The sequence below is a fragment of the Pseudomonas putida genome, assembly GCF_028682455.1.
Classification (GTDB): domain Bacteria; phylum Pseudomonadota; class Gammaproteobacteria; order Pseudomonadales; family Pseudomonadaceae; genus Aquipseudomonas; species Aquipseudomonas putida_AA.
Genome location: NZ_JANHLD010000001.1, coordinates 1,848,533 through 1,866,930, shown reverse-complemented (window position 1 = coordinate 1,866,930; position 18,398 = coordinate 1,848,533). Strand labels below are relative to the sequence as shown.

The 18,398-nt window shown below is 63.7% G+C and carries 15 protein-coding genes and 1 pseudogene; 6 read left to right on the top strand and 10 right to left on the bottom strand.

Features of this window, described 5'->3' with window-relative positions; all coding sequences use genetic code 11:
• Window positions 1-32: 32 nt before the first annotated feature.
• Genes NPS58_RS09055 through NPS58_RS09040 form a run of 4 tightly spaced genes read left to right on the top strand, consistent with a single transcriptional unit; the run spans window position 33 to window position 4,617 of the window.
• A complete protein-coding gene (locus NPS58_RS09055) occupies window positions 33-1,628 on the top strand; it encodes an ABC transporter permease (RefSeq protein WP_274115120.1) in 1,596 nt (531 codons plus the stop codon).
• Window positions 1,625-2,449, top strand: coding sequence for an ABC transporter ATP-binding protein (locus NPS58_RS09050; protein ID WP_274115119.1), 825 nt, complete (start codon window positions 1,625-1,627; stop codon window positions 2,447-2,449). Before NPS58_RS09055 ends, NPS58_RS09050 begins: the two co-directional genes overlap by 4 nt.
• Before the next feature lie 9 nt (window positions 2,450-2,458).
• Entirely contained in the window at window positions 2,459-4,060 is a 1,602-nt protein-coding gene (locus NPS58_RS09045) for an arylsulfatase (RefSeq protein ID WP_274115118.1), read from the top strand.
• 56 nt (window positions 4,061-4,116) lie between these two features.
• Window positions 4,117-4,617: a DUF962 domain-containing protein gene (locus NPS58_RS09040; RefSeq protein WP_274115117.1), complete on the top strand. Its 501-nt coding sequence runs from the start codon at window positions 4,117-4,119 to the stop codon at window positions 4,615-4,617.
• Between the two features lie 63 nt (window positions 4,618-4,680).
• Here NPS58_RS09040 and pcaC read toward each other — a convergent pair whose 3' ends face one another.
• From pcaC to pcaR, 9 genes are all read right to left on the bottom strand, one after another.
• Entirely contained in the window at window positions 4,681-5,073 is a 393-nt protein-coding gene (pcaC, locus tag NPS58_RS09035) for a 4-carboxymuconolactone decarboxylase (RefSeq protein WP_274115116.1), read from the bottom strand.
• A gap of 10 nt (window positions 5,074-5,083) precedes the next feature.
• The gene (gene pcaD / locus NPS58_RS09030) at window positions 5,084-5,875 is read right to left on the bottom strand and encodes a 3-oxoadipate enol-lactonase (protein ID WP_274115115.1); all 792 of its coding nucleotides are present in this window, start codon (window positions 5,873-5,875) and stop codon (window positions 5,084-5,086) included.
• Between the two features lie 11 nt (window positions 5,876-5,886).
• Window positions 5,887-7,251, bottom strand: coding sequence for a 3-carboxy-cis,cis-muconate cycloisomerase (locus NPS58_RS09025; protein WP_274115114.1), 1,365 nt, complete (start codon window positions 7,249-7,251; stop codon window positions 5,887-5,889).
• Window positions 7,252-7,270: 19 nt separating this feature from the next.
• A complete protein-coding gene (locus NPS58_RS09020; protein WP_274115113.1) occupies window positions 7,271-8,560 on the bottom strand; it encodes an MFS family transporter in 1,290 nt (429 codons plus the stop codon).
• Window positions 8,561-8,679: 119 nt separating this feature from the next.
• Window positions 8,680-9,885: a 3-oxoadipyl-CoA thiolase gene (gene pcaF, locus NPS58_RS09015; RefSeq protein WP_274115388.1), complete on the bottom strand. Its 1,206-nt coding sequence runs from the start codon at window positions 9,883-9,885 to the stop codon at window positions 8,680-8,682.
• Window positions 9,882-10,661: a CoA-transferase subunit beta gene (locus NPS58_RS09010; RefSeq protein ID WP_274115112.1), complete on the bottom strand. Its 780-nt coding sequence runs from the start codon at window positions 10,659-10,661 to the stop codon at window positions 9,882-9,884. The genes pcaF and NPS58_RS09010 overlap by 4 nt, the downstream gene beginning before the upstream one ends.
• Complete coding sequence (locus tag NPS58_RS09005) at window positions 10,658-11,518, bottom strand: CoA transferase subunit A (RefSeq protein WP_274115111.1); 861 nt, start codon at window positions 11,516-11,518, stop codon at window positions 10,658-10,660. The genes NPS58_RS09010 and NPS58_RS09005 overlap by 4 nt, the downstream gene beginning before the upstream one ends.
• A gap of 229 nt (window positions 11,519-11,747) precedes the next feature.
• Entirely contained in the window at window positions 11,748-13,094 is a 1,347-nt protein-coding gene (locus tag NPS58_RS09000; protein WP_274115110.1) for an MFS transporter, read from the bottom strand.
• Window positions 13,095-13,375: 281 nt separating this feature from the next.
• A complete protein-coding gene (gene pcaR / locus NPS58_RS08995) occupies window positions 13,376-14,251 on the bottom strand; it encodes a pca regulon transcriptional regulator PcaR (protein WP_274115109.1) in 876 nt (291 codons plus the stop codon).
• Between the two features lie 592 nt (window positions 14,252-14,843).
• Between pcaR and NPS58_RS08990 the strand changes: the two genes are divergently transcribed.
• Together NPS58_RS08990 and NPS58_RS08985 are read left to right on the top strand one after the other, a co-directional pair.
• On the top strand, window positions 14,844-15,044 hold the full coding sequence (locus NPS58_RS08990) for a hypothetical protein (RefSeq protein ID WP_028943358.1): 201 nt from the start codon (window positions 14,844-14,846) through the stop codon (window positions 15,042-15,044).
• A 337-nt stretch (window positions 15,045-15,381) separates the two neighbouring features.
• Window positions 15,382-16,854 (top strand): annotated as a pseudogene (locus tag NPS58_RS08985) (inorganic phosphate transporter).
• A gap of 53 nt (window positions 16,855-16,907) precedes the next feature.
• Here NPS58_RS08985 and NPS58_RS08980 read toward each other — a convergent pair.
• Window positions 16,908-18,386: a helicase HerA-like domain-containing protein gene (locus NPS58_RS08980; RefSeq protein WP_274115108.1), complete on the bottom strand. Its 1,479-nt coding sequence runs from the start codon at window positions 18,384-18,386 to the stop codon at window positions 16,908-16,910.
• Between the last annotated feature and the right edge of the window lie 12 nt (window positions 18,387-18,398).

Below are 18,398 nucleotides of genomic sequence, written 5' to 3'. Positions count from 1 at the left end.
AATATATAAATACCAATCCACGGAGATCCGCCATGGCCCGAGCATCACTATCCAGCCCCTCGCTGAGCGCACCTGCGCAGCGTCCGAGCGTGGCCGGTACTTTGCCCTGGGCACGCCTGCAAGCCTGGTACCTGCCATTGGGTCTGGCACTGTTGTGGTGGCTGGCCAGCCGCAACCACTGGATGAGCGAGCAGATACTGCCCGCCCCCAGCCTGGTCTGGCAAAGCGCACTGGAACTGGCCCGAGGCGAGCTGTGGTCACACCTGGCAATCAGCCTGCAACGCCTGCTGATCGGGCTGTTGGCCGGGGTAGCCAGCGGAGCGCTCCTGGGTGCCTGGCTGGGCTTCAGCCGCCGCGCCGAGCGCCTGGTATTGCCTACCTTCAACGCGCTGGCGCAGATTCCAACCCTGGCCTGGGTACCGCTGTTCATGGTGCTGTTCGGCATTGGCGAGCTGCTCAAGCTGGTGGTGTTGGTCAAGGCGATCATCGTTCCGGTCACCCTGCATACCCTGGTGGGCGTACGCGATGCCCAGCCACGCCTGCGTGAAGCGGCCGCCGTGCTCAGGCTGCCCAAGCGATTGCTGATCACCCGGTTGATCCTGCCGGCGGCCTTGCCCGCCTTTCTCGCCGGCGTGCGCCTGGCACTGGCGACCGGCTGGTCGTCGCTGCTGGCGGTGGAACTGCTCGCCTCCAGCGAAGGCATCGGCTACCTGATGGTCTGGGCGCGGCAACTGTTCATGCTCGACATCGTTTTCGTCTGCATCGCCGTCATCGGTCTGCTTGGCTTTGCCATGGACCGTGGCCTGGGCTGGCTGGATCGGCGCCTGGTGCATTGGCCCCATCCGCCCGGGGCGCAACTTCGGGTGCGGCAGTTGCGTGGTATCGAACATCTGCACGCCCTGTTGCTGCCGCTGGGCTTGTTGCTGCTCTGGCAACTGGCCAACCAGTTGCAGTGGGTCGATGCACAGATTCTGGTCGCGCCCTGGCACGTACTGACCACGGCCTGCAACGGCGTGCTCGATGGCTCGCTGTCCTCGGCCCTGGCGGTGAGTGTCGGCCGTGCCCTGGGCGGCTTGCTGCTCGGCGGCGGCCTGGGGTTCGTACTGGGCCTGTGGCTGGGATTGTCGCGCCCCGCCGAGCGCGTGCTCGGCCCCACGCTTGCCGGGCTTCGACAGATCGCAATCTTTGCCTGGGTGCCGTTGCTCACCGCCTGGTTCGGGCTGGGCGAACTGGCCAAGTGGGTATTCGTCGGCCTGGCGGCGTTCTTCCCCCTGTTCATCGCCACCCAGCGCAGCGTCGCCAACCGCTCCCCGCAATTGGACGAGGCCGCCCGGGTGCTGCACCTGAGCCTGCGCCAGCGTCTTTTGCAACTGGTGCTGCCGGGGACGGCACCGGGGATTTTCGCCGGCCTGCGCGTGGGGCTGATCTACGCCTGGCTCGGCACCATCGGCGCCGAGTACTTCATGCCCTCCGGAGGTGGCATCGGCAGCCTGATGATCGGTGCCCAACAGCTGCTGCGCATGGACCTGATCATGGCCGGGATGCTCCTGGTCGGCCTCACTGGCGCGCTGTTGGGCGCCCTCGGACAACACATCGAATCGCGTGCCACACGCTGGAGACGAGCATGAACGCCATTGCCCATCCGTTGGTCAGTTTCAATCAGGTCGGCAAACACTTTGCGGTGGCCGGCGGCCAGCTGGAAGCCATCCGCGACTTCAACCTGCAGATCGCCGACGGCGAGTTCGTCGCCATTGTCGGCGCCAGCGGCTGCGGCAAATCTACCTTGCTGCGCCTGCTGATCGGCCTCGACAGCGACTACCAGGGGCAGATCCTGATCGACGGCCAGCCACTGACCGGCATCGGGCGCGAGCGCGGCATCGTGTTCCAGGAGCATCGACTGTTTCCCTGGCTGACGGTGCGGGAAAACATCGCCCTTGGCCTGGTCAACGAGCCGCTGAGTGCCGAGCAGCGCGAAGGGCGTATCGCCGACTACATCGCCCTGGTCGGCCTTGAAGATTTCAGCCAGGCCTACCCCCATCAGCTCTCCGGCGGCATGGCCCAGCGGGTGGCGATTGCCCGCGGCCTGGTGGCCAGCCCGCGCATCCTGCTGCTCGACGAACCCTTCGGGGCCCTCGACGCCCTGACCCGCCAACAGATGCAGGAAGAGCTGCTGGCGATCCGCGCGCGGGCGCGCATCACCACCCTGCTGGTAACCCACGATGTCGAGGAAGCCCTGTTCCTGGCGGACCGCGTGGTGGTGCTCGAGCCCCGCCCCGGGCGCATCAAGCAGATCCAGACCATCGACCTGCCCCACCCGCGCCAGCGCTCCAGCCTGGACTTTCATCGCCTGCGCGAAGCGCTGCTGCACGAACTCACCGCCGATGACCGCTACCTGCCGGCCGCGCCGGTGCAGATCCACAACCTGCCGCTGTCCTACCTTGCCTATTGAGAACCGACCATGAGCCAACGCCCCAACTTTCTGGTCATCGTTGCCGATGACCTGGGATTCTCCGACCTCGGCGCCTTCGGTGGCGAAATCGCCACGCCGAACCTGGATGCCCTGGCCAACGCCGGCCTGCGCCTGACCGACTTTCACACCGCACCGACCTGCTCGCCGACCCGCTCGATGCTGCTCACCGGCACCGACCACCATATCGCCGGCATCGGCACCATGGCCGAGGCCCTCACCCCGGAGCTGATCGGCAAGCCCGGCTACGAAGGTTATCTGAATGACCGCGTGGTGGCCCTGCCCGAGCTGTTGCGCGAGGCCGGCTACCAGACCCTGATGAGTGGCAAGTGGCACCTGGGCCTGAAGGCCGAACTTGCCCCCCATGCCCGAGGCTTCGAGCGCTCCTTCGCCCTGTTGCCCGGCGCGGCCAACCACTACGGGTTCGAGCCCACCTACGACGAACAGACCCCGCGCCTGCTCAAGTCAACGCCTGCGCTGTACATCGAGGACCAGACCTTCGTCGAACAACTGCCCGAAGGCTTCTATTCCTCCGACGCCTTTGGCGACAAGCTGCTGGAGTACCTCAAGGCGCGCGACCAGAGCCGTCCGTTCTTCGCCTACCTGCCCTTCTCGGCACCGCACTGGCCGCTGCAGGCACCGGCAGAGGTGGTCGCCCGCTACAAGGGTCGCTACGACGCCGGCCCTGAAGTGCTGCGCCAGGAACGCCTGGAAAAGCTGCGCCAACTGGGCCTGATCGCCGCCGACACCCGCGCCCACCCTGTCGACAACCATTGGCACAGCCTCAGCGAGGAGCAGCGCCAGCGCTCGGCGCGCTCGATGGAGGTCTACGCGGCAATGGTCGAGCGCATGGACTGGAACATCGGCCGCGTGCTTGACTACCTGCGCAACCAGGGCCAGTTGGACAACACCCTGGTGTTGTTCATGTCCGACAACGGCGCCGAAGGTGCATTGCTCGAGGCCTTCCCCAAGTTCGGGCCACACCTGGCCAGTTACCTGGACCAGCACTACGACAACAGCCTGGAGAACATCGGCCGCGCCAACTCCTATGTCTGGTACGGCCCGCACTGGGCGCAGGCGGCCACTGCGCCTTCGCGGTTGTACAAGGCCTTCACCAGCGAAGGCGGCATCCGCGTGCCGGCGCTGGTGCATTACCCGGCCCTGGCACGCCAGGGACAGATCAGCCACCAGTTCAGCACGGTGATGGACATCACCCCGACCCTGCTGGACCTGGCCGGTGTGCGTCACCCTGGCAAGCGCTGGCGCGGCCGCGACGTGGCTGCATTGCGCGGCAAATCCTGGCTGGGCTACCTGTCGGGTGAAACCGAGCAGGTGCATGACGAGAACACCGTGACCGGGTGGGAGTTGTTTGGCCGTCGGGCCATTCGCCAAGGTCACTGGAAGGCCGTGTACATCCCAGGTCCCGTGGGGCCGGCTACCTGGCAACTTTATGACCTGGCCAGCGACCCGGGCGAGATCGACGACCTGGCCCAGGCGCAGCCGGCCAAGCTGCAAGCGTTGTTGGCCGAATGGCAGAAGTACGTCGAAGAAACCGGGGTCATCCTCAGCGAATCACCGTTCCAGCCGGACTAGTGCGCAGCTATCCTGAGGGGAACGAGGCCTGCCCGCTCCCTTCAGGAGGAACAATAATGAAAACCCTGGTCGAACACCTCAGTCAGTACGCTGCCTACCACCGTGACCCACGCAACATCGTCACCCACTTCGTGGGTATCCCGATGATCGTAGTGGCAGTCACCGTTCTGCTGTCACGCCCAGGCGTCGCCGTGGCCGGCATGTGGCTGTCGCCTGCCGTGCTGGTGGCTCTGGCGACGGCCTGGTTCTATCTGCGGCTGGATCAACGCTTCGGCCTGATCATGGCGTTGCTGCTGGGCTTGTGCCTGTGGGCCGGGCAAGCCTTGGCCGTGCAGAGCACCCTGGTATGGCTGGGCGCAGGGCTCGGGTTGTTCGTGGTGGGCTGGGCGATCCAGTTCGTGGGGCATTACTACGAGGGGCGCAAACCGGCCTTCGTCGATGATGTCAGCGGGCTGATCATCGGGCCGTTGTTCGTGGTGGCGGAGCTGGCGTTCTTGCTGGGGCTGTGCCCGGAACTGAAGCGGGCCATGGAGCGAAATGCCGGGCCTGTGGCTTGACGGATACCCTCGCGGGGCAAGCCCGCTCCTACCGGTAGGAGCGGGCTTGCCCCGCGAAAACCATCACTCCCTCGACTCGACCCCCAGCTCATCCCACACCGACTCTGCCAGGTGGAAGGTGGCATTGGCCGCCGGAATGCCGCAGTAGATCGCGCTCTGCATCAGCACTTCCTTGATTTCCTCACGGGTCACGCCGTTGTTGGCGGCAGCGCGCAGGTGCAACTTGAGTTCCTCATTGCGGTTCATGCCGATCAGCATGGCAATGGTGATCAGGCTGCGGGTATGCCGGGGCAGGCCCGGGCGGGTCCAGATATCACCCCAGGCATGCCGCGTGATCATTTCCTGGAACTCGCCGTTGAACTCGGTGAGGTTGGTCAGGCTGCGATCGACATGGGCATCGCCAAGTACCGCGCGACGCACCTTCATGCCCTCTTCGTAGCGTTGTTTCTCGTCCACGGAATGCTCCTCAGCGGGCCAGCAAAAAGTCGATCACACGGCGGCTGAACGGCTCGCCGACTTCGACGTTGGACAAATGCGCGGCATGGAATTCAGCGTATTCGGCGCCCTGCACATTCTCCTGGATGAACAGCCCGCCCGATGGCGGCGTAACCGCGTCATGACTGCCCGAGACCACCAGCAGCGGCACCTTGATTTCGCCCAGCCGATCGCGAAAATCGGCATCGCGCACCGCACCGCAGTTGGCCGCGTAACCTTCTGGCGAGGTGGCCGCGAGCATGTCGGTAATGCGTTTGGCCTGCTGCGGGTTGCTCGATGAATAGCCCGGGGTGAACCAGCGCTCGATCGAGGCATCGCGCAGGCCGACCATCGCCGCCTGACGATCGCGCAGGACCATTTCGATACGCGGGTTCCAGGTGTCCGGCGAGCCGATCTTGGCGGCGGTGTTGCAGACGACCAGGCGGTTCAGGCGCTCGCCGGCATTGATGCCCAGCCACTGGCCGATCAGGCCGCCCATGGACAAGCCGCAGAAATGCGCGCGTTCGATCTTCAGCGCGTCGAGCAGTGCCAGTACGTCCTGGCCCAGTTGCTCGATGCTGTACGGCCCTTCGGTCACCAGCGAGCCGCCATGGCCACGGGTGTCGTAACGCAGCACGCGAAAGTGCGCGGCGAAGGCCGGCACCTGGGTGTCCCACATGTGCAGGTCGGTGCCCAGGGAGTTGGACAGCACCAGCACCGGCGCGCCTTCAGGCCCATCGAGTTGGTAGTTGAGTGCGCCATCGGCGAGTTGTACCTGTGCCACTGCAGCCTCCTTCAGGCATTGAAACGGTGATGTTCGGCCAGCGCCCGCTCGACCCAGGCGCGGGCCTGGCCGAGGTAATGGGCGGGGTCGAGCAGACGATCGAGTTCGTCGGATGAAAGTTCGGTGCTCACCTGGGGGTCATCGCCGAGCACGGCGCGCAGGTGACGGTGTTCGGCCACTGCACGCTTGCAGCAGGTTTCCAGCAAATGATGGGCGCTGTCGCGGCCCAGGCGTTGAGCCAGGACGATGCTCACCGCTTCGGCCAGCACCAGGCCCTGGGTCAGGTCGAGGTTCTGGCGCATGCGTTCGGCGTCTACCTGCAGGCCATCGGCGATGATTTGCGCCTGGCGCAACGCACCGGAGACCAGGCAGCAGATCTCCGGCAGGGTCTCCCATTCGGCGTGCCACAGGCCCAGGCTGCGTTCGTGCTCCTGGGGCATGGCGGCGAACATCGTGGAGACCAGCCCCGGCACCCGCGTAGCCGCGCCGATCAGTACGGCGGCGCCCACCGGGTTGCGCTTGTGCGGCATGGTCGACGACCCGCCCTTGCCCGGCGCCGACGGCTCGAACACTTCTGCCGCCTCGGTCTGCATCAACAGGCTGATGTCGCGACCCAGCTTGCCGAGGCTGCCGGCGATCAGGCCGAGCACCGAGGCGAACTCCACCAGGCGATCGCGCTGGGTGTGCCAGGGTTGCTCGGGCAGTTGCAGGTCCAGTTGCGTGGCCAGGGCTTGCGCCACCGGCAGGGCCTTGTCACCCAATGCTGCCAGGGTGCCGGAGGCGCCGCCGAACTGCAGGGTCAACAAGCGCGGCTTGAGCTCCTGCAACCGTTGGCGGTGGCGGGTCAAGGCGCCCAGCCAGCCGGCGATCTTCATGCCCAGGGTGACCGGCGTTGCATGCTGCAACCAGGTGCGTCCCGCCAACGGCGTATCGGCATGGACCAGGGCCTGGCGGGCCAGGGCATCGGCCAGGCGTTGCAGGTCGACTTCGAGCAGGCCCAGGGCCTCCCGCAATTGCAGGACCAGGCCGGTGTCCATGGCGTCCTGGCTGGTAGCGCCCAGGTGCACATAGCGCTCGGCCTCGGGAACGCCACTGGCGATCACCTTGCCCAGCGCCTTGACCAGCGGAATGGCCGAATTGCCGGCAATACCGATGGCCTCGGCCAGCGCGGCATAGTCGTAGCGCTCGGCCTGGCAGGCAGTCTCGATGGGCGCCACCGCAACCTGCGGGATTACCCCCACGGCCGCTTCGGCGCGGGCCAGGGCAGCCTCGAAATCGAGCATGCCCTGCACCCGGCCACGGTCACTGAATACCTCACGCATGGCGGCGGCGGTGAAGTAGGCATCGAACAGCTGATTGCCCGGTCGCGGGTTCATCTACAAGTCCTTCAACAGGTCAATGATCGTGGTGCAGGTACGCTGCCTGCCTAGGCAAGCGCAGGCTGAACAGGAAGGCAATCGCCATCATGGCGGTAACGTACCAGTAAAAGGTGTTCTCCATCCCCAGGGATTTGAGCCCCAGCGCCACGTACTCGGCCGAACCGCCGAACACGGCGTTGGCGACCGCATAGGCCAGGCCCACACCCAGGGCACGCACCTGCGGCGGGAACATCTCGGCTTTGACCAGGCCGCTGATCGAGGTATAGAAACTGACGATGCACAGCGCCAGGGTGATCAGCACGAAGGCCAGGAACGGGCTGGTGACGGTCTTCAGGGTCAGCAGGATCGGTACGGTGCACAAGGTGCCCAGGGCACCGAACCAGAGCATCGAGTTACGCCGGCCGATGCGGTCGGAGAGCATGCCGAACAGCGGCTGCATGCACATGTACAAGAACAGCGCGCCAGTCATGATGAAACTCGCGGTCTTGGCACTCATGCCAGCGGTGTTGACCAGGTACTTCTGCATGTAGGTGGTGAAGGTGTAGAAAATCAGCGAACCGCCTGCGGTATAGCCGAGCACGGTGATGAAGGCTGCCGTGTGGTTGCGAAACAGCCCGGTGATGCTGCCGGCCTCTTTGTCGTTGCGGGTTTCGGCGCTGCTGGTTTCTTCCAGCGAGCGACGCAGGAGCAACGAAATCACCGCAGCCACGGCACCGACCACGAACGGTATCCGCCAGCCCCAGGCGCGCAGTTCATCTTCGCTGAGCAGTTGCTGGAGGATCACCACCACCAGCACCGCCAGCAACTGGCCGCCGATCAGGGTCACGTACTGGAACGAGGCAAAGAAGCCACGCTGGCCACGCAGGGCCACTTCACTCATGTAGGTTGCCGTGGTGCCATACTCACCGCCCACCGACAGGCCCTGGAACAAGCGCGCCAGCAACAGCAGCGCCGGCGCCCAGGCGCCAATCGAGGCATAGGTCGGCAGGCAGGCGATGACCAGGGAGCCTGCGCACATCATCAGCACCGAGATCATCATCGAATTCTTGCGGCCATGACGGTCGGCCACGCGGCCGAACAACCAGCCACCAATCGGGCGCATCAGAAAGCCTGCAGCAAACACTCCGGCGGTGTTGAGCAGCTGCACCGTCGGATCATCGGAGGGAAAGAACGCCGGGGCGAAGTAGATTGCGCAGAAGGCGTAGACATAGAAGTCGAACCATTCCACAAGGTTGCCCGAGGAGGCGCCGACGATGGCGAAGATGCGCTTACTGCGTTCCTCACCGGTGTAATAGGCTGAAGTCATGACAATTCACTCTTGGAGGGTTACTGCAGTCTAGACACAACCAGTAACACTCTTGTTCCACAAGCAATCACCCCGGACCCACGACCCTGCGTGGGGGCCGCCTGTCCGGGGTCATTGGTTTACACCCGCTCGATGGCCAGGGCCAGGCCCTGCCCCACACCCACGCACATGGTTGCCAGGCCCATGCGACCGCCGGATTTCTCCAGCTGGTGCAAGGCGGTGAGGATCAGGCGTGCACCGCTCATGCCCAGCGGGTGGCCCAAGGCGATGGCGCCGCCGTTGGGGTTGACCTGTGGTGCATCGTCGGCCAGGCCCAGCTCGCGCAACACCGCCAGGCCCTGGCTGGCGAACGCTTCGTTGAGTTCGATCACATCGAAGTCACTGACCGCAACGCCCAGGCGCTCGGTCAGCTTGCGTACCGCAGGCACCGGGCCGATGCCCATCACACGCGGGGCAACGCCGGCGCTGGCCATCCCCAGCACCCGCGCCCGCGGGGTCAGGCCGTGCTTTTTCACTGCCTCGGCCGAAGCCAGGATCAAGGCCGCGGCACCGTCGTTGACGCCCGAGGCGTTGCCCGCGGTGACTGTCTTGTCCGGGCCGTTGACCGGCTTGAGACGGGTCAGGGCTTCGAGGGTGGTGTCTGCACGCGGGTGCTCGTCCTGCTCGACGATGGTCTCGCCTTTTTTATGGGCGATACGCACCGGCACGATTTCCTCGGCAAAGAAACCTGCGGCCTGGGCGGCGGCGGTGCGCTGCTGGCTGCGCAAGGCAAACGCGTCCTGATCGGCACGGGACACCTGGTAGTCGTCGGCGACATTGTCGGCGGTCTGCGGCATGGCATCGACGCCGTACTGGGCTTTCATCAACGGGTTGATGAAGCGCCAGCCGATGGTGGTGTCTTCCAGCTTCATGTTGCGCGAATAGGCATTGTCGGCCTTGCCCATCACAAACGGCGCGCGCGACATCGACTCGACACCGCCGGCAATCGCCAGCTCCATCTCGCCACTGGCAATGGCACGAAACGCCGTGCCCACCGCATCCATGCCCGAGGCACACAGGCGGTTGAGCGTCACGCCTGGCACGCTGTCTGGCAGGCCGGCCAGCAACAGCGCCATGCGGGCGACGTTGCGGTTGTCTTCACCGGCCTGGTTGGCGCAGCCGAGGAATACTTCGTCCAACTTATCCCATTGCACCTTCGGGTTACGCTCGATCAGGGCCTTGATCGGCACTGCCGCCAGGTCGTCGGCGCGCACACCGGCCAGGGCGCCGCCAAAGCGGCCGATGGGGGTACGGATGGCATCGCAGATAAATACGTCACGCATCAGGCTTCTCCAGGCGCTTGGCCGTGGGCGGCGGCAGTGCGTGCTTCCAGGTCACGCAGGGCGGTGAGCTCGACTTCGCTCGGCTCGACGGTGGTGGCCACATCGTCAGCGAAACGGATGGCCCATCCGGTGGCGGCGACGATTTGCTCGCGAGTCACGCCTGGGTGAATCGAGGTCACCACGAACTCGTGGGTGCCGGCTTCCGGCTCCATGATGCACAGGTCGGTGATGATGCCTACCGGCCCTTCGCCCGGCAGGCCCAGGCGTTTGCGCGAATCACCGCCCTCGCCATGGCCGACCGAGGTGATGAAGTCGAGCTTGTCGACAAAGGCGCGATTGGACTGCTTGAGGATGATCAGCACCTGCTTGGCGGAGCCAGCGATTTCCGGTGCGCCACCTGCGCCCGGCAGGCGTACTTTTGGCTGGTGGTAGTCGCCCACCACGGTGGTGTTGATGTTGCCGAAGCGGTCGACCTGGGCAGCGCCGAGGAAGCCCACGTCGATCCGGCCACCCTGCAGCCAGTAGCGGAAGATCTCGCCGGTTGGCACCACGGTGTCGGCGGTTTCGGCCAGCTCGCCGTCACCGATCGACAGCGGCAGTACGCTCGGCTTGGCGCCGATCGGGCCGGATTCGTAGATCAGCACCACGTCGGGCGACGAGGTCAGGCGGGCCAGGTTGGCGGCCTTGGAAGGCAGGCCGATGCCCACGAAGCACACGGCACCATTGCGCAGACGACGGGCTGCGGCGACGGTCATCATTTCATTGGTGGAGTAGCTCATTGTGCAGCCTCCGAAGCGCTGGCCAGTTTTGCCTTGAATTCGTTGAAGTCGGCGGTGCCACGAATGTACTCGTCGATCCAGGCGGTGAAGGATTCACGGCTGCGGGCAATCGGGTCCCAGGCCTGGTAGAAACGGTTGTCACGCTCGTAGTAGCCGTGGGCATAGGACGGGTGGGCACCGCCTGGTACCAGGCAGACCGCCGACAATGCCCAGGTGGGCAGTACGCAGGCGTTCATCGGCGCGTTCAGGTCGTCGACGATTTCTTCGACGGTGACGATGCAACGCTTGGCCGCCAGGGCCGCTTCCTTCTGTACACCCAGAATGCCCCAGAGCAGCACGTTGCCCTTGCGGTCGGCCTTCTGTGCGTGGATCACGGTGACGTCCGGGCGAACCGACGGGACGGCGGCCAGCACTTCACCGGTGAACGGGCAGGTAACGCTCTTGATCAGCGGGTTGACCTTGGGCAGGTCGGAACCTGCATAGGCGCGCAGTACTGCGAACGGCAGGCCCGAAGCGCCGGCGACGTAGGCGTTGGCCAGGTCGGCGTGGCTGTGTTCCTCGATCTCCATGGCCTGCGGCCACTGCTTTTCCACGGCATCGCGCAGACGGTGCAGGGAGCCGACGCCCGGGTTGCCGCCCCAGGAGAAAATCAGCTTGCGAGCGCAACCGGAGCCGATCAGCTGATCGTAGATCAGGTCAGGCGTCATGCGTACCAGGGTCAGCTCTTTCTTGCCCTGACGAATGATTTCATGCCCGGCGGCGGTTGGAATCAAGTGAGTGAAGCCTTCGAGGGCGACGCTGTCACCGTCGTGGACGAACTGCTTCACGGCGTCGTGGAGCGAGAGGATTTCAGCCATTGCAGACTCCTGGATATGCTGAGTCGAGGTCGGTGTGCAAGGCGCCTCGAGAGGCGCCGGTATGGGTCCAGATTACGGCGGGGCTTTGGGCGGTACAATCCGATAATCGACTAACTGTTCGATTATCGAACCAATTGTTGCCTTGCTAAGAAAGTCTTGCAGGAACGGGGTTGCCCCGCGATGAGGCCGGTTGAGCCAGCACAAAATCGCGGGGCAGGCCCGCTCCCACCTACGTGGCGTCGGCGTGGCTGACCATGCCTTTGATGATGACTGCCACGGTGGCAATGCCGGCCGGGATCACCAGCGCGGTGAGTACCTGCTCGAAGTTCCAGCCCAGGCCCAGCAGCGTCGCCCCCATCCAGGCGCCGAGAATGGCGCCGAAGCGACCAATACCCAGCATCCACGAAACACCCGTGGCGCGGCCTTGTGTCGGATAGAAGCGTGCAGCGAGCGACGGCATGGCCGACTGCGCACCGTTGACGCACATACCGGCAATCAGTACCAGGGTCGCCAGCAAGGTGATGTTGCCCAGGCTCTGCCCTACCGCGTAGGCAAATACCCCGGCCAGCAAGTAGAAGGTGCCGATCACTTTGTGCGGGTTGTAGCGGTCCATCGCCCAGCCCACGGCCACGGCACTGAGCACGCCGCCGAACTGGAAGAGCGCACCAATGAACGCGGCCTGCTCCATGCTCGCGCCACTGTCGCGCATCAGGGTCGGTAACCAGCTGGTCAGCAGGTACACAATCACCAGGCCCATGAAGTACGTCAGCCACAGCAGCAAGGTGCCAACGCTGTAGGTTCCCGAGAAAATCACCGCGAACACATTGCGCGCCTTGACGGTTTTCTGTTCCGGCACGCTGAAGCTCGAGGCCTGGCCGACGATGCCCGGCTCGATAGGCGCCAGGGTCTTGCGCACTTTGTCGGTGCCGCGATTGCGGACCACCAGGTAGCGCGCCGATTCCGGCAGCCAGAACAGCAGCACCACCGCCAGAATCAGCGGCAGCACGCCACCGATCAGCAGCAGGCTGTGCCAGCCGAAGGTCGGGATCAGCTTGGCCGAGATGAAACCACCACCGGCCATCCCCAGGTTGAAACCGCAGAACATGCTGGTGACCAGCAGCGACTTGTGCCGCTCGGGGGTGTACTCGGACAGCAACGTGGTGGCATTGGGCATGCCCGCGCCCAGACCCAGGCCAGTCAGGAACCGCAGCACCAGCAACTGGTCGACGTTGGTGCTGTAGGCCGAGGCCAGGCTGAAGGCGCCGAACAGCACCACCGCTCCCACCAGCACCACTTTGCGCCCGAAGCGGTCGGCCAGCGGGCCAGAACCCAGGGCGCCGAACACCATGCCGATCAGCGCGGCGCTCATCACCGGGCCCAGGCTTGCGCGATCAATCCCCCAGTCCTGGGACAGCGCCGGGGCGATGAAGCCCATCGCTGCGGTGTCCAGGCCATCGAGGAAGACAATCAGGAAACACAGGATCACTACCCGCCATTGATAGCGCGAAAGCGGTTGTTGATTGATGAAGGACTGCACATCGAGGCAGTTTCCAACAGCAGCGTGGGGACTGTTCATTATTTTTATCCAGTAGGAGCGCGCGAGTGTGCGGGTGCGCGCGTGAACGGCACAGACGGTGAGGATCGGTTGAAGGAGTGCGAGTCAGCCGCGCAGTTCGCGATGAAACGACTGCGGGCGGTGCTTGAAAGGGATAGGGGTCATGGGGGGCATTCGCCTCTCGCTCATTATTATGGGCGGTCAGGGCAGGCTGACCGATGCGAGCGACATTAATAAGACGCTGGAACCGGCGCAATTCGATAAACGCATCTGTGTGCGTTTATCGAACAGGAAGTGCTGTTTCAGGCAAACAACTGGGCGCTCAGGTCACGGCTGGCCGACAGCATGATGGGCAAGAAGCGTTGTTCAAGCTCGGTACGGCTGACCCGGCCCGCGTGGGTGCTGACGTTCAGCGCGGCCAACACCTGGCCGGAGGCATCGTAGACCGGTACGGCAATCGAGCGCAGGCCTTGCTCCAGCTCCTGGTCGACGACACACCAGCCCTGCTGGCGGACCTGCTGCAGGCATTCGAGCAATGCCACCGGGTCGCGAATGGTACGGCTGGTCTTGGCCTGCAGGTCGGCGTGCTCCAGGTATTCATGCAAAGTGGCGTCGTCCAGGGCCGCCAACAGGATCCGCCCCATGGATGTGCAATAGGCCGGCAGCCGGCCACCGACCGAAAGGTCGACGGAAATCAGCCGCTGCACCGTGGCCGAACGGGCGATGTAGAGAATATCGTCACCTTCGAGGGTGGCCATGTTGCAGGCCTCGTGCAGCTGGTCGCTCATGCGGTCCAGGTACGGCTGGGCCGACACCGCCAGCGGCGTGGACGACAAATAGGCATGTCCCAGGGTCAGCACTTTGGGCAACAGCGAGTAAGTGCGCCCGTCGGTGGTCGCGTAACCCAGCTTTATCAAGGTGTGCAGGCACCGGCGCACGGCGGCGCGGGGAATTTCGGTTCGGTGGCTGATCTGGGCGATGGTCAGGTGGCGCTTGCGCTCCTGGAAGGCCTGGACCACGGCCAGCCCCCGGGCCAGCGACGTCATGAAGTCGGGATCACCGGTGAAGGCCTGGATACGCCTGGCCGGCGAAGCGACGATGGGCGGCGCCAGCGACGCAAACGAACTGCGCACCTGATCGTTCAATCCGGGCCCTTTGGGCGGTATTTCTTCAGTCATGGTTCACCTCGGCAACACGGTCACTGGGGCGATTATCGAACCAACGACCGATAATCGCAATTGACCGCCACCCTCAATTGCTTATACCTTTCTACCGCCACCATGTGGCTTCTTGGAGAGACTGGTCAGGTACCCACCGTAGAAGTCCCAGGCACGGCCTTGCCCACGAAGCGAGGCCGTTTTTTCTCCTCCTGGATTCAGCGTGACCGCAACCCTTGGAGCAGCGGCCGATTGACCGGCTCCGTTCCAGCCTCTACAAGTGTTTAACAACATGCCGCCCTTGTTGGCACAAGCAAACAGCCATTATCGGCTGACATCGTTATTCAAGCTGCAGGCTATAATAGAACTCCGTACTACCGCACCGCAGGCACTCGTCGGATCCAATCCACACCTGCTTGAACAAATGCGGTACCGGGTCGATGCAATTACCGCAAGGTTGAATACGTTGTTGTTCATAATTGTGTGCATACTCAGAACTACTGTTGCTGCGACAGTCATGCCCCTCTGGCAGCGTAGCCGCATTGCAAGTTGTGCTGTTGCACCGCTTTAATGCGTTAACGCCAGAGTTTATTCATAACCAACAGGTAGCACTGTGACGAAAGACGAACTGCGCGCGGAACTTGAGCGCCAGGAACAACGTTACAAGGAAGTTTACGGCGGAGAGGTCACCACCTATGCCGCCCAGCCCGACCCTGAGCGCAAGCCTTGGCGCAAACGCGCCAGCATTCTCGACCAGGCCTTTGCCCAGGAATTGCAAAAAATCGAGAAAGAGTTGAAGACCGACGAGGGCTAGCATTCGCCGGTCGTTGCCGCCTGCCTGATGCAGGCGGCAGACGCTGCGGCGCGGTCGGATTCGTAGGGGTGATCGTTACACCGCCTACAGCAGCTGGTAATGGAATCTCACAAATTTAATACGGTCGTTTGAATTTTTCATGACCGTTAGGAAAAGTCCTAAACCTTTAAATTTTCAGGATTTTTCCTGATTTTCAGGGGTATTTTCCTCATCGTTCCCGGCACTTTCGCCATTGCGGCAACGCCGTGAAAGCGAAGACCAGTCAGCAGCAAGTGCATCGATTAGCAGGGTTTTCTGGCATAATCGCGCCCCCTTATGACCGGGTCAGAAAACCTTCATGATCGATTTATTCAGCGGACTTGATGCCTGGGTACTGGTGAGCTTGCTGCTCGCTTTGACCTTCGTACTCGCCTTCGAGTTCATTAATGGCTTTCATGACACCGCCAATGCGGTAGCTACAGTCATTTATACCAAAGCCATGCCGCCGCACCTGGCGGTGTTCTTCTCCGGGGTGTTCAACTTCCTCGGCGTTCTGCTCGGCGGTGTCGGGGTGGCCTATGCCATTGTCCACCTGTTGCCGGTAGAGCTGCTGATCAATGTGAACACCGGTCATGGCCTGGCCATGGTCTTCTCCTTGCTGGCCGCCGCCATCACCTGGAACCTGGGCACCTGGTACTTCGGTATCCCGGCCTCCAGCTCCCATACCCTGATCGGTTCGATCCTCGGTGTAGGCCTTGCCAACGCGCTGATCAGCGACATTCCCCTGGGTGACGGTGTCAACTGGCAGAAGGCTATCGACATCGGCATGTCCCTGGTGCTCTCGCCCATGGCCGGCTTTGCCGTCGCGGCACTGGTGCTGCTGGGCCTGAAATGGTGGCGCCCGCTGTCGAAGATGCACAAGACGCCGGAGCAGCGCCGCAAGCTGGACGATAAAAAGCACCCACCGTTCTGGAACCGCCTGGTTCTGGTGATATCGGCAATGGGCGTAAGCTTCGTGCACGGCTCCAACGACGGCCAGAAAGGCATCGGCCTGATCATGCTGGTGTTGATCGGTATCGTGCCGGCCCAGTTCGTTCTGGACCTCAACAGCACCACCTACCAGATCGAGCGTACCCGCGACGCCACCTTGCACCTGAGCCAGTTCTACCAGCGCAATGAAGCGACCCTGGGTGAGTTCCTGGCCCTGGGCAAAGCGCAGGATGGCGCCATGCCCGCGTAGTTCAGCTGCAACCCGCAGCAGACCGAGCCGACCATCAACGCCTTGCTGCAATCGCTCAAGGGCGTGACCGAGTACCGCTCGCTGACCCCGGAAAAACGCGTTGAAGTGCGCCGCTACCTGCTTTGCCTGGACGACACGGCGAAGAAAGTCGGCAAGCTGCCAGGCCTGCAGGCCCGTGAAAAGGCTGACCTGGACAAACTGCGCAAAGACCTGACCGCCACCACCGAATACGCACCGTTCTGGGTAATCCTGGCGGTAGCCCTGGCCCTGGGCCTGGGTACCATGGTGGGCTGGAAGCGTGTGGTGCTGACCATCGGCGAGAAGATCGGCAAGCAGGGCATGACCTATGCCCAGGGCATGTCGGCCCAGATCACCGCGGCGTGCGCCATCGGCATGGCGAACATCTTCAGCCTGCCGGTATCGACCACCCACGTATTGTCGTCGGGTGTCGCCGGTACCATGGTTGCGAACAAAAGCGGCCTGCAAGGCGGCACCGTGCGCACCATCCTGCTGGCCTGGGTCCTGACCCTGCCGGCAACCGTGGGTCTCTCGGCAGCCTTGTTCTGGCTGGCGACCAAGTTCATCGTCTGAACGATCCCGCATTGAGAAAGGCGCCTTCAAGGCGCCTTTTTCATGCCTGCATTTCAGCGTTTCTTGCTGCCACCCAGCAGTGATCCCATCAAACCGCGTACCAACTGGCGCCCGAACTGATTGGCGGCCTGACGCACGGCCGACTTGATGGCCTGCCCGGCCGCACTCTGCAGGAACTCACCCGCCTTGTCGGCCAGGCTTTCCTCGGCCGCTGCCGGCGCCTGTCCGGGTGCCACGGCGTCGCCCTTTCGTGCCATGAGCATTTCGTAGGCCGACTCACGATCCACCGGTTTGTCATAGCGCCCGGCCAGCGGAGAACTCGCGATCAATGCAGCGCGCTCGGCTTCGTTCAAAGGTCCGATCCGCGATTGCGGCGGTGCGATCAGCACCCGCTGGACCATGCCCGGCGTGCCTTTTTCCTGCAGGGTGCCCACCAGCGCTTCACCGATGCCAAGCTCGGTCAGTACGCCCAAGGTGTCGAAGGCAGGATTGGGACGAAAACCGTCGGCCACGGCTTTCAACGACTTCTGCTCCTTGGCGGTGAACGCCCGCAGGCCATGCTGCACTCGCAGGCCCAACTGCGCCAGGACATCATCGGGCAGGTCGCTCGGTGACTGGGTGACAAAGTAGACGCCGACGCCCTTGGAGCGAATCAGCCGCACCACCTGCTCCAGGCGGTCCTGCAACGCCTTGGGCGTGCCGTTGAAAAGCAGGTGCGCTTCATCGAAGAACAAGGCCAGCAGCGGCTTGTCGGCATCACCGCGTTCGGGCAACTGCTCGAACAATTCGGCGAGCAGCCACAGCAGGAAGGTCGCATACACCTTCGGTGCCTCATGGACCAGGCGACTGGCATCGAGCAGGTGGATACGCCCACGGCCATCGGCATCCGGGCGCAGGATATCCTCCAGTTGCAGCGCCGGCTCGCCGAACAGCGCCTCGGCGCCCTGCTGCTCCAGGGTAGCCAGGCGGCGCAACAGCGCCTGGCTGGAGCCGGTGGTCATCAGGGCAGTGTCTTCGCCCAACAATTGCGGGTTGTCCTTGAGGTGGGCAAGCAGCGCCTTGAGGTCCTTGATATCGAGCAGCAGCAACCCCTCACGATCGGCCACCTTGAAGGCGGCATACAGCGCCGCTTGCTGGCTGTCGGTCAATTCCAGCAGGTTGCCCAGCAATAAAGGGCCCATTTCGCTGAGGGTAGTGCGCAAGGGATGACCGGATTGCCCGTGGATGTCCCACAAGCTGACCGGGTACGCCTGCGGCCGATGCTCAAGCCAGGGCATGCCGGCAATGCGCTCGGCCACCTTGCCCTGCGGGTTACCCACTGCGCCCAGGCCACACAGGTCGCCCTTGACGTCGGCGGCGAATACCGCGACCCCGGCGTCACTGAAGGCCTCGGCCATGTGCTGCAGGGTCACGGTCTTGCCCGTACCGGTAGCCCCGGCGATCAGACCGTGGCGGTTGGCCAGGCGCATCGCCTGCGACACCGGTTGACCGGCAAGATCCGCGCCGAGCATGAACTGCGAAGAGTCAGGCATGTTTTTTCACCC

Coding starts and splice junctions, on each gene's coding strand:
- NPS58_RS09055 (WP_274115120.1), top strand. CDS start 33: ATGGCCCGAGCATCACTATCCAGCCCCTCGCTGAGCGCACCTGCGCAG.
- NPS58_RS09050 (WP_274115119.1), top strand. CDS start 1,625: ATGAACGCCATTGCCCATCCGTTGGTCAGTTTCAATCAGGTCGGCAAA.
- NPS58_RS09045 (WP_274115118.1), top strand. CDS start 2,459: ATGAGCCAACGCCCCAACTTTCTGGTCATCGTTGCCGATGACCTGGGA.
- NPS58_RS09040 (WP_274115117.1), top strand. CDS start 4,117: ATGAAAACCCTGGTCGAACACCTCAGTCAGTACGCTGCCTACCACCGT.
- NPS58_RS09025 (WP_274115114.1), bottom strand. CDS start 7,251: ATGAACCCGCGACCGGGCAATCAGCTGTTCGATGCCTACTTCACCGCC.
- NPS58_RS09020 (WP_274115113.1), bottom strand. CDS start 8,560: ATGACTTCAGCCTATTACACCGGTGAGGAACGCAGTAAGCGCATCTTC.
- NPS58_RS09010 (WP_274115112.1), bottom strand. CDS start 10,661: ATGAGCTACTCCACCAATGAAATGATGACCGTCGCCGCAGCCCGTCGT.
- NPS58_RS09005 (WP_274115111.1), bottom strand. CDS start 11,518: ATGGCTGAAATCCTCTCGCTCCACGACGCCGTGAAGCAGTTCGTCCAC.
- NPS58_RS09000 (WP_274115110.1), bottom strand. CDS start 13,094: ATGAACAGTCCCCACGCTGCTGTTGGAAACTGCCTCGATGTGCAGTCC.
- pcaR (WP_274115109.1), bottom strand. CDS start 14,251: ATGACTGAAGAAATACCGCCCAAAGGGCCCGGATTGAACGATCAGGTG.
- NPS58_RS08980 (WP_274115108.1), bottom strand. CDS start 18,386: ATGCCTGACTCTTCGCAGTTCATGCTCGGCGCGGATCTTGCCGGTCAA.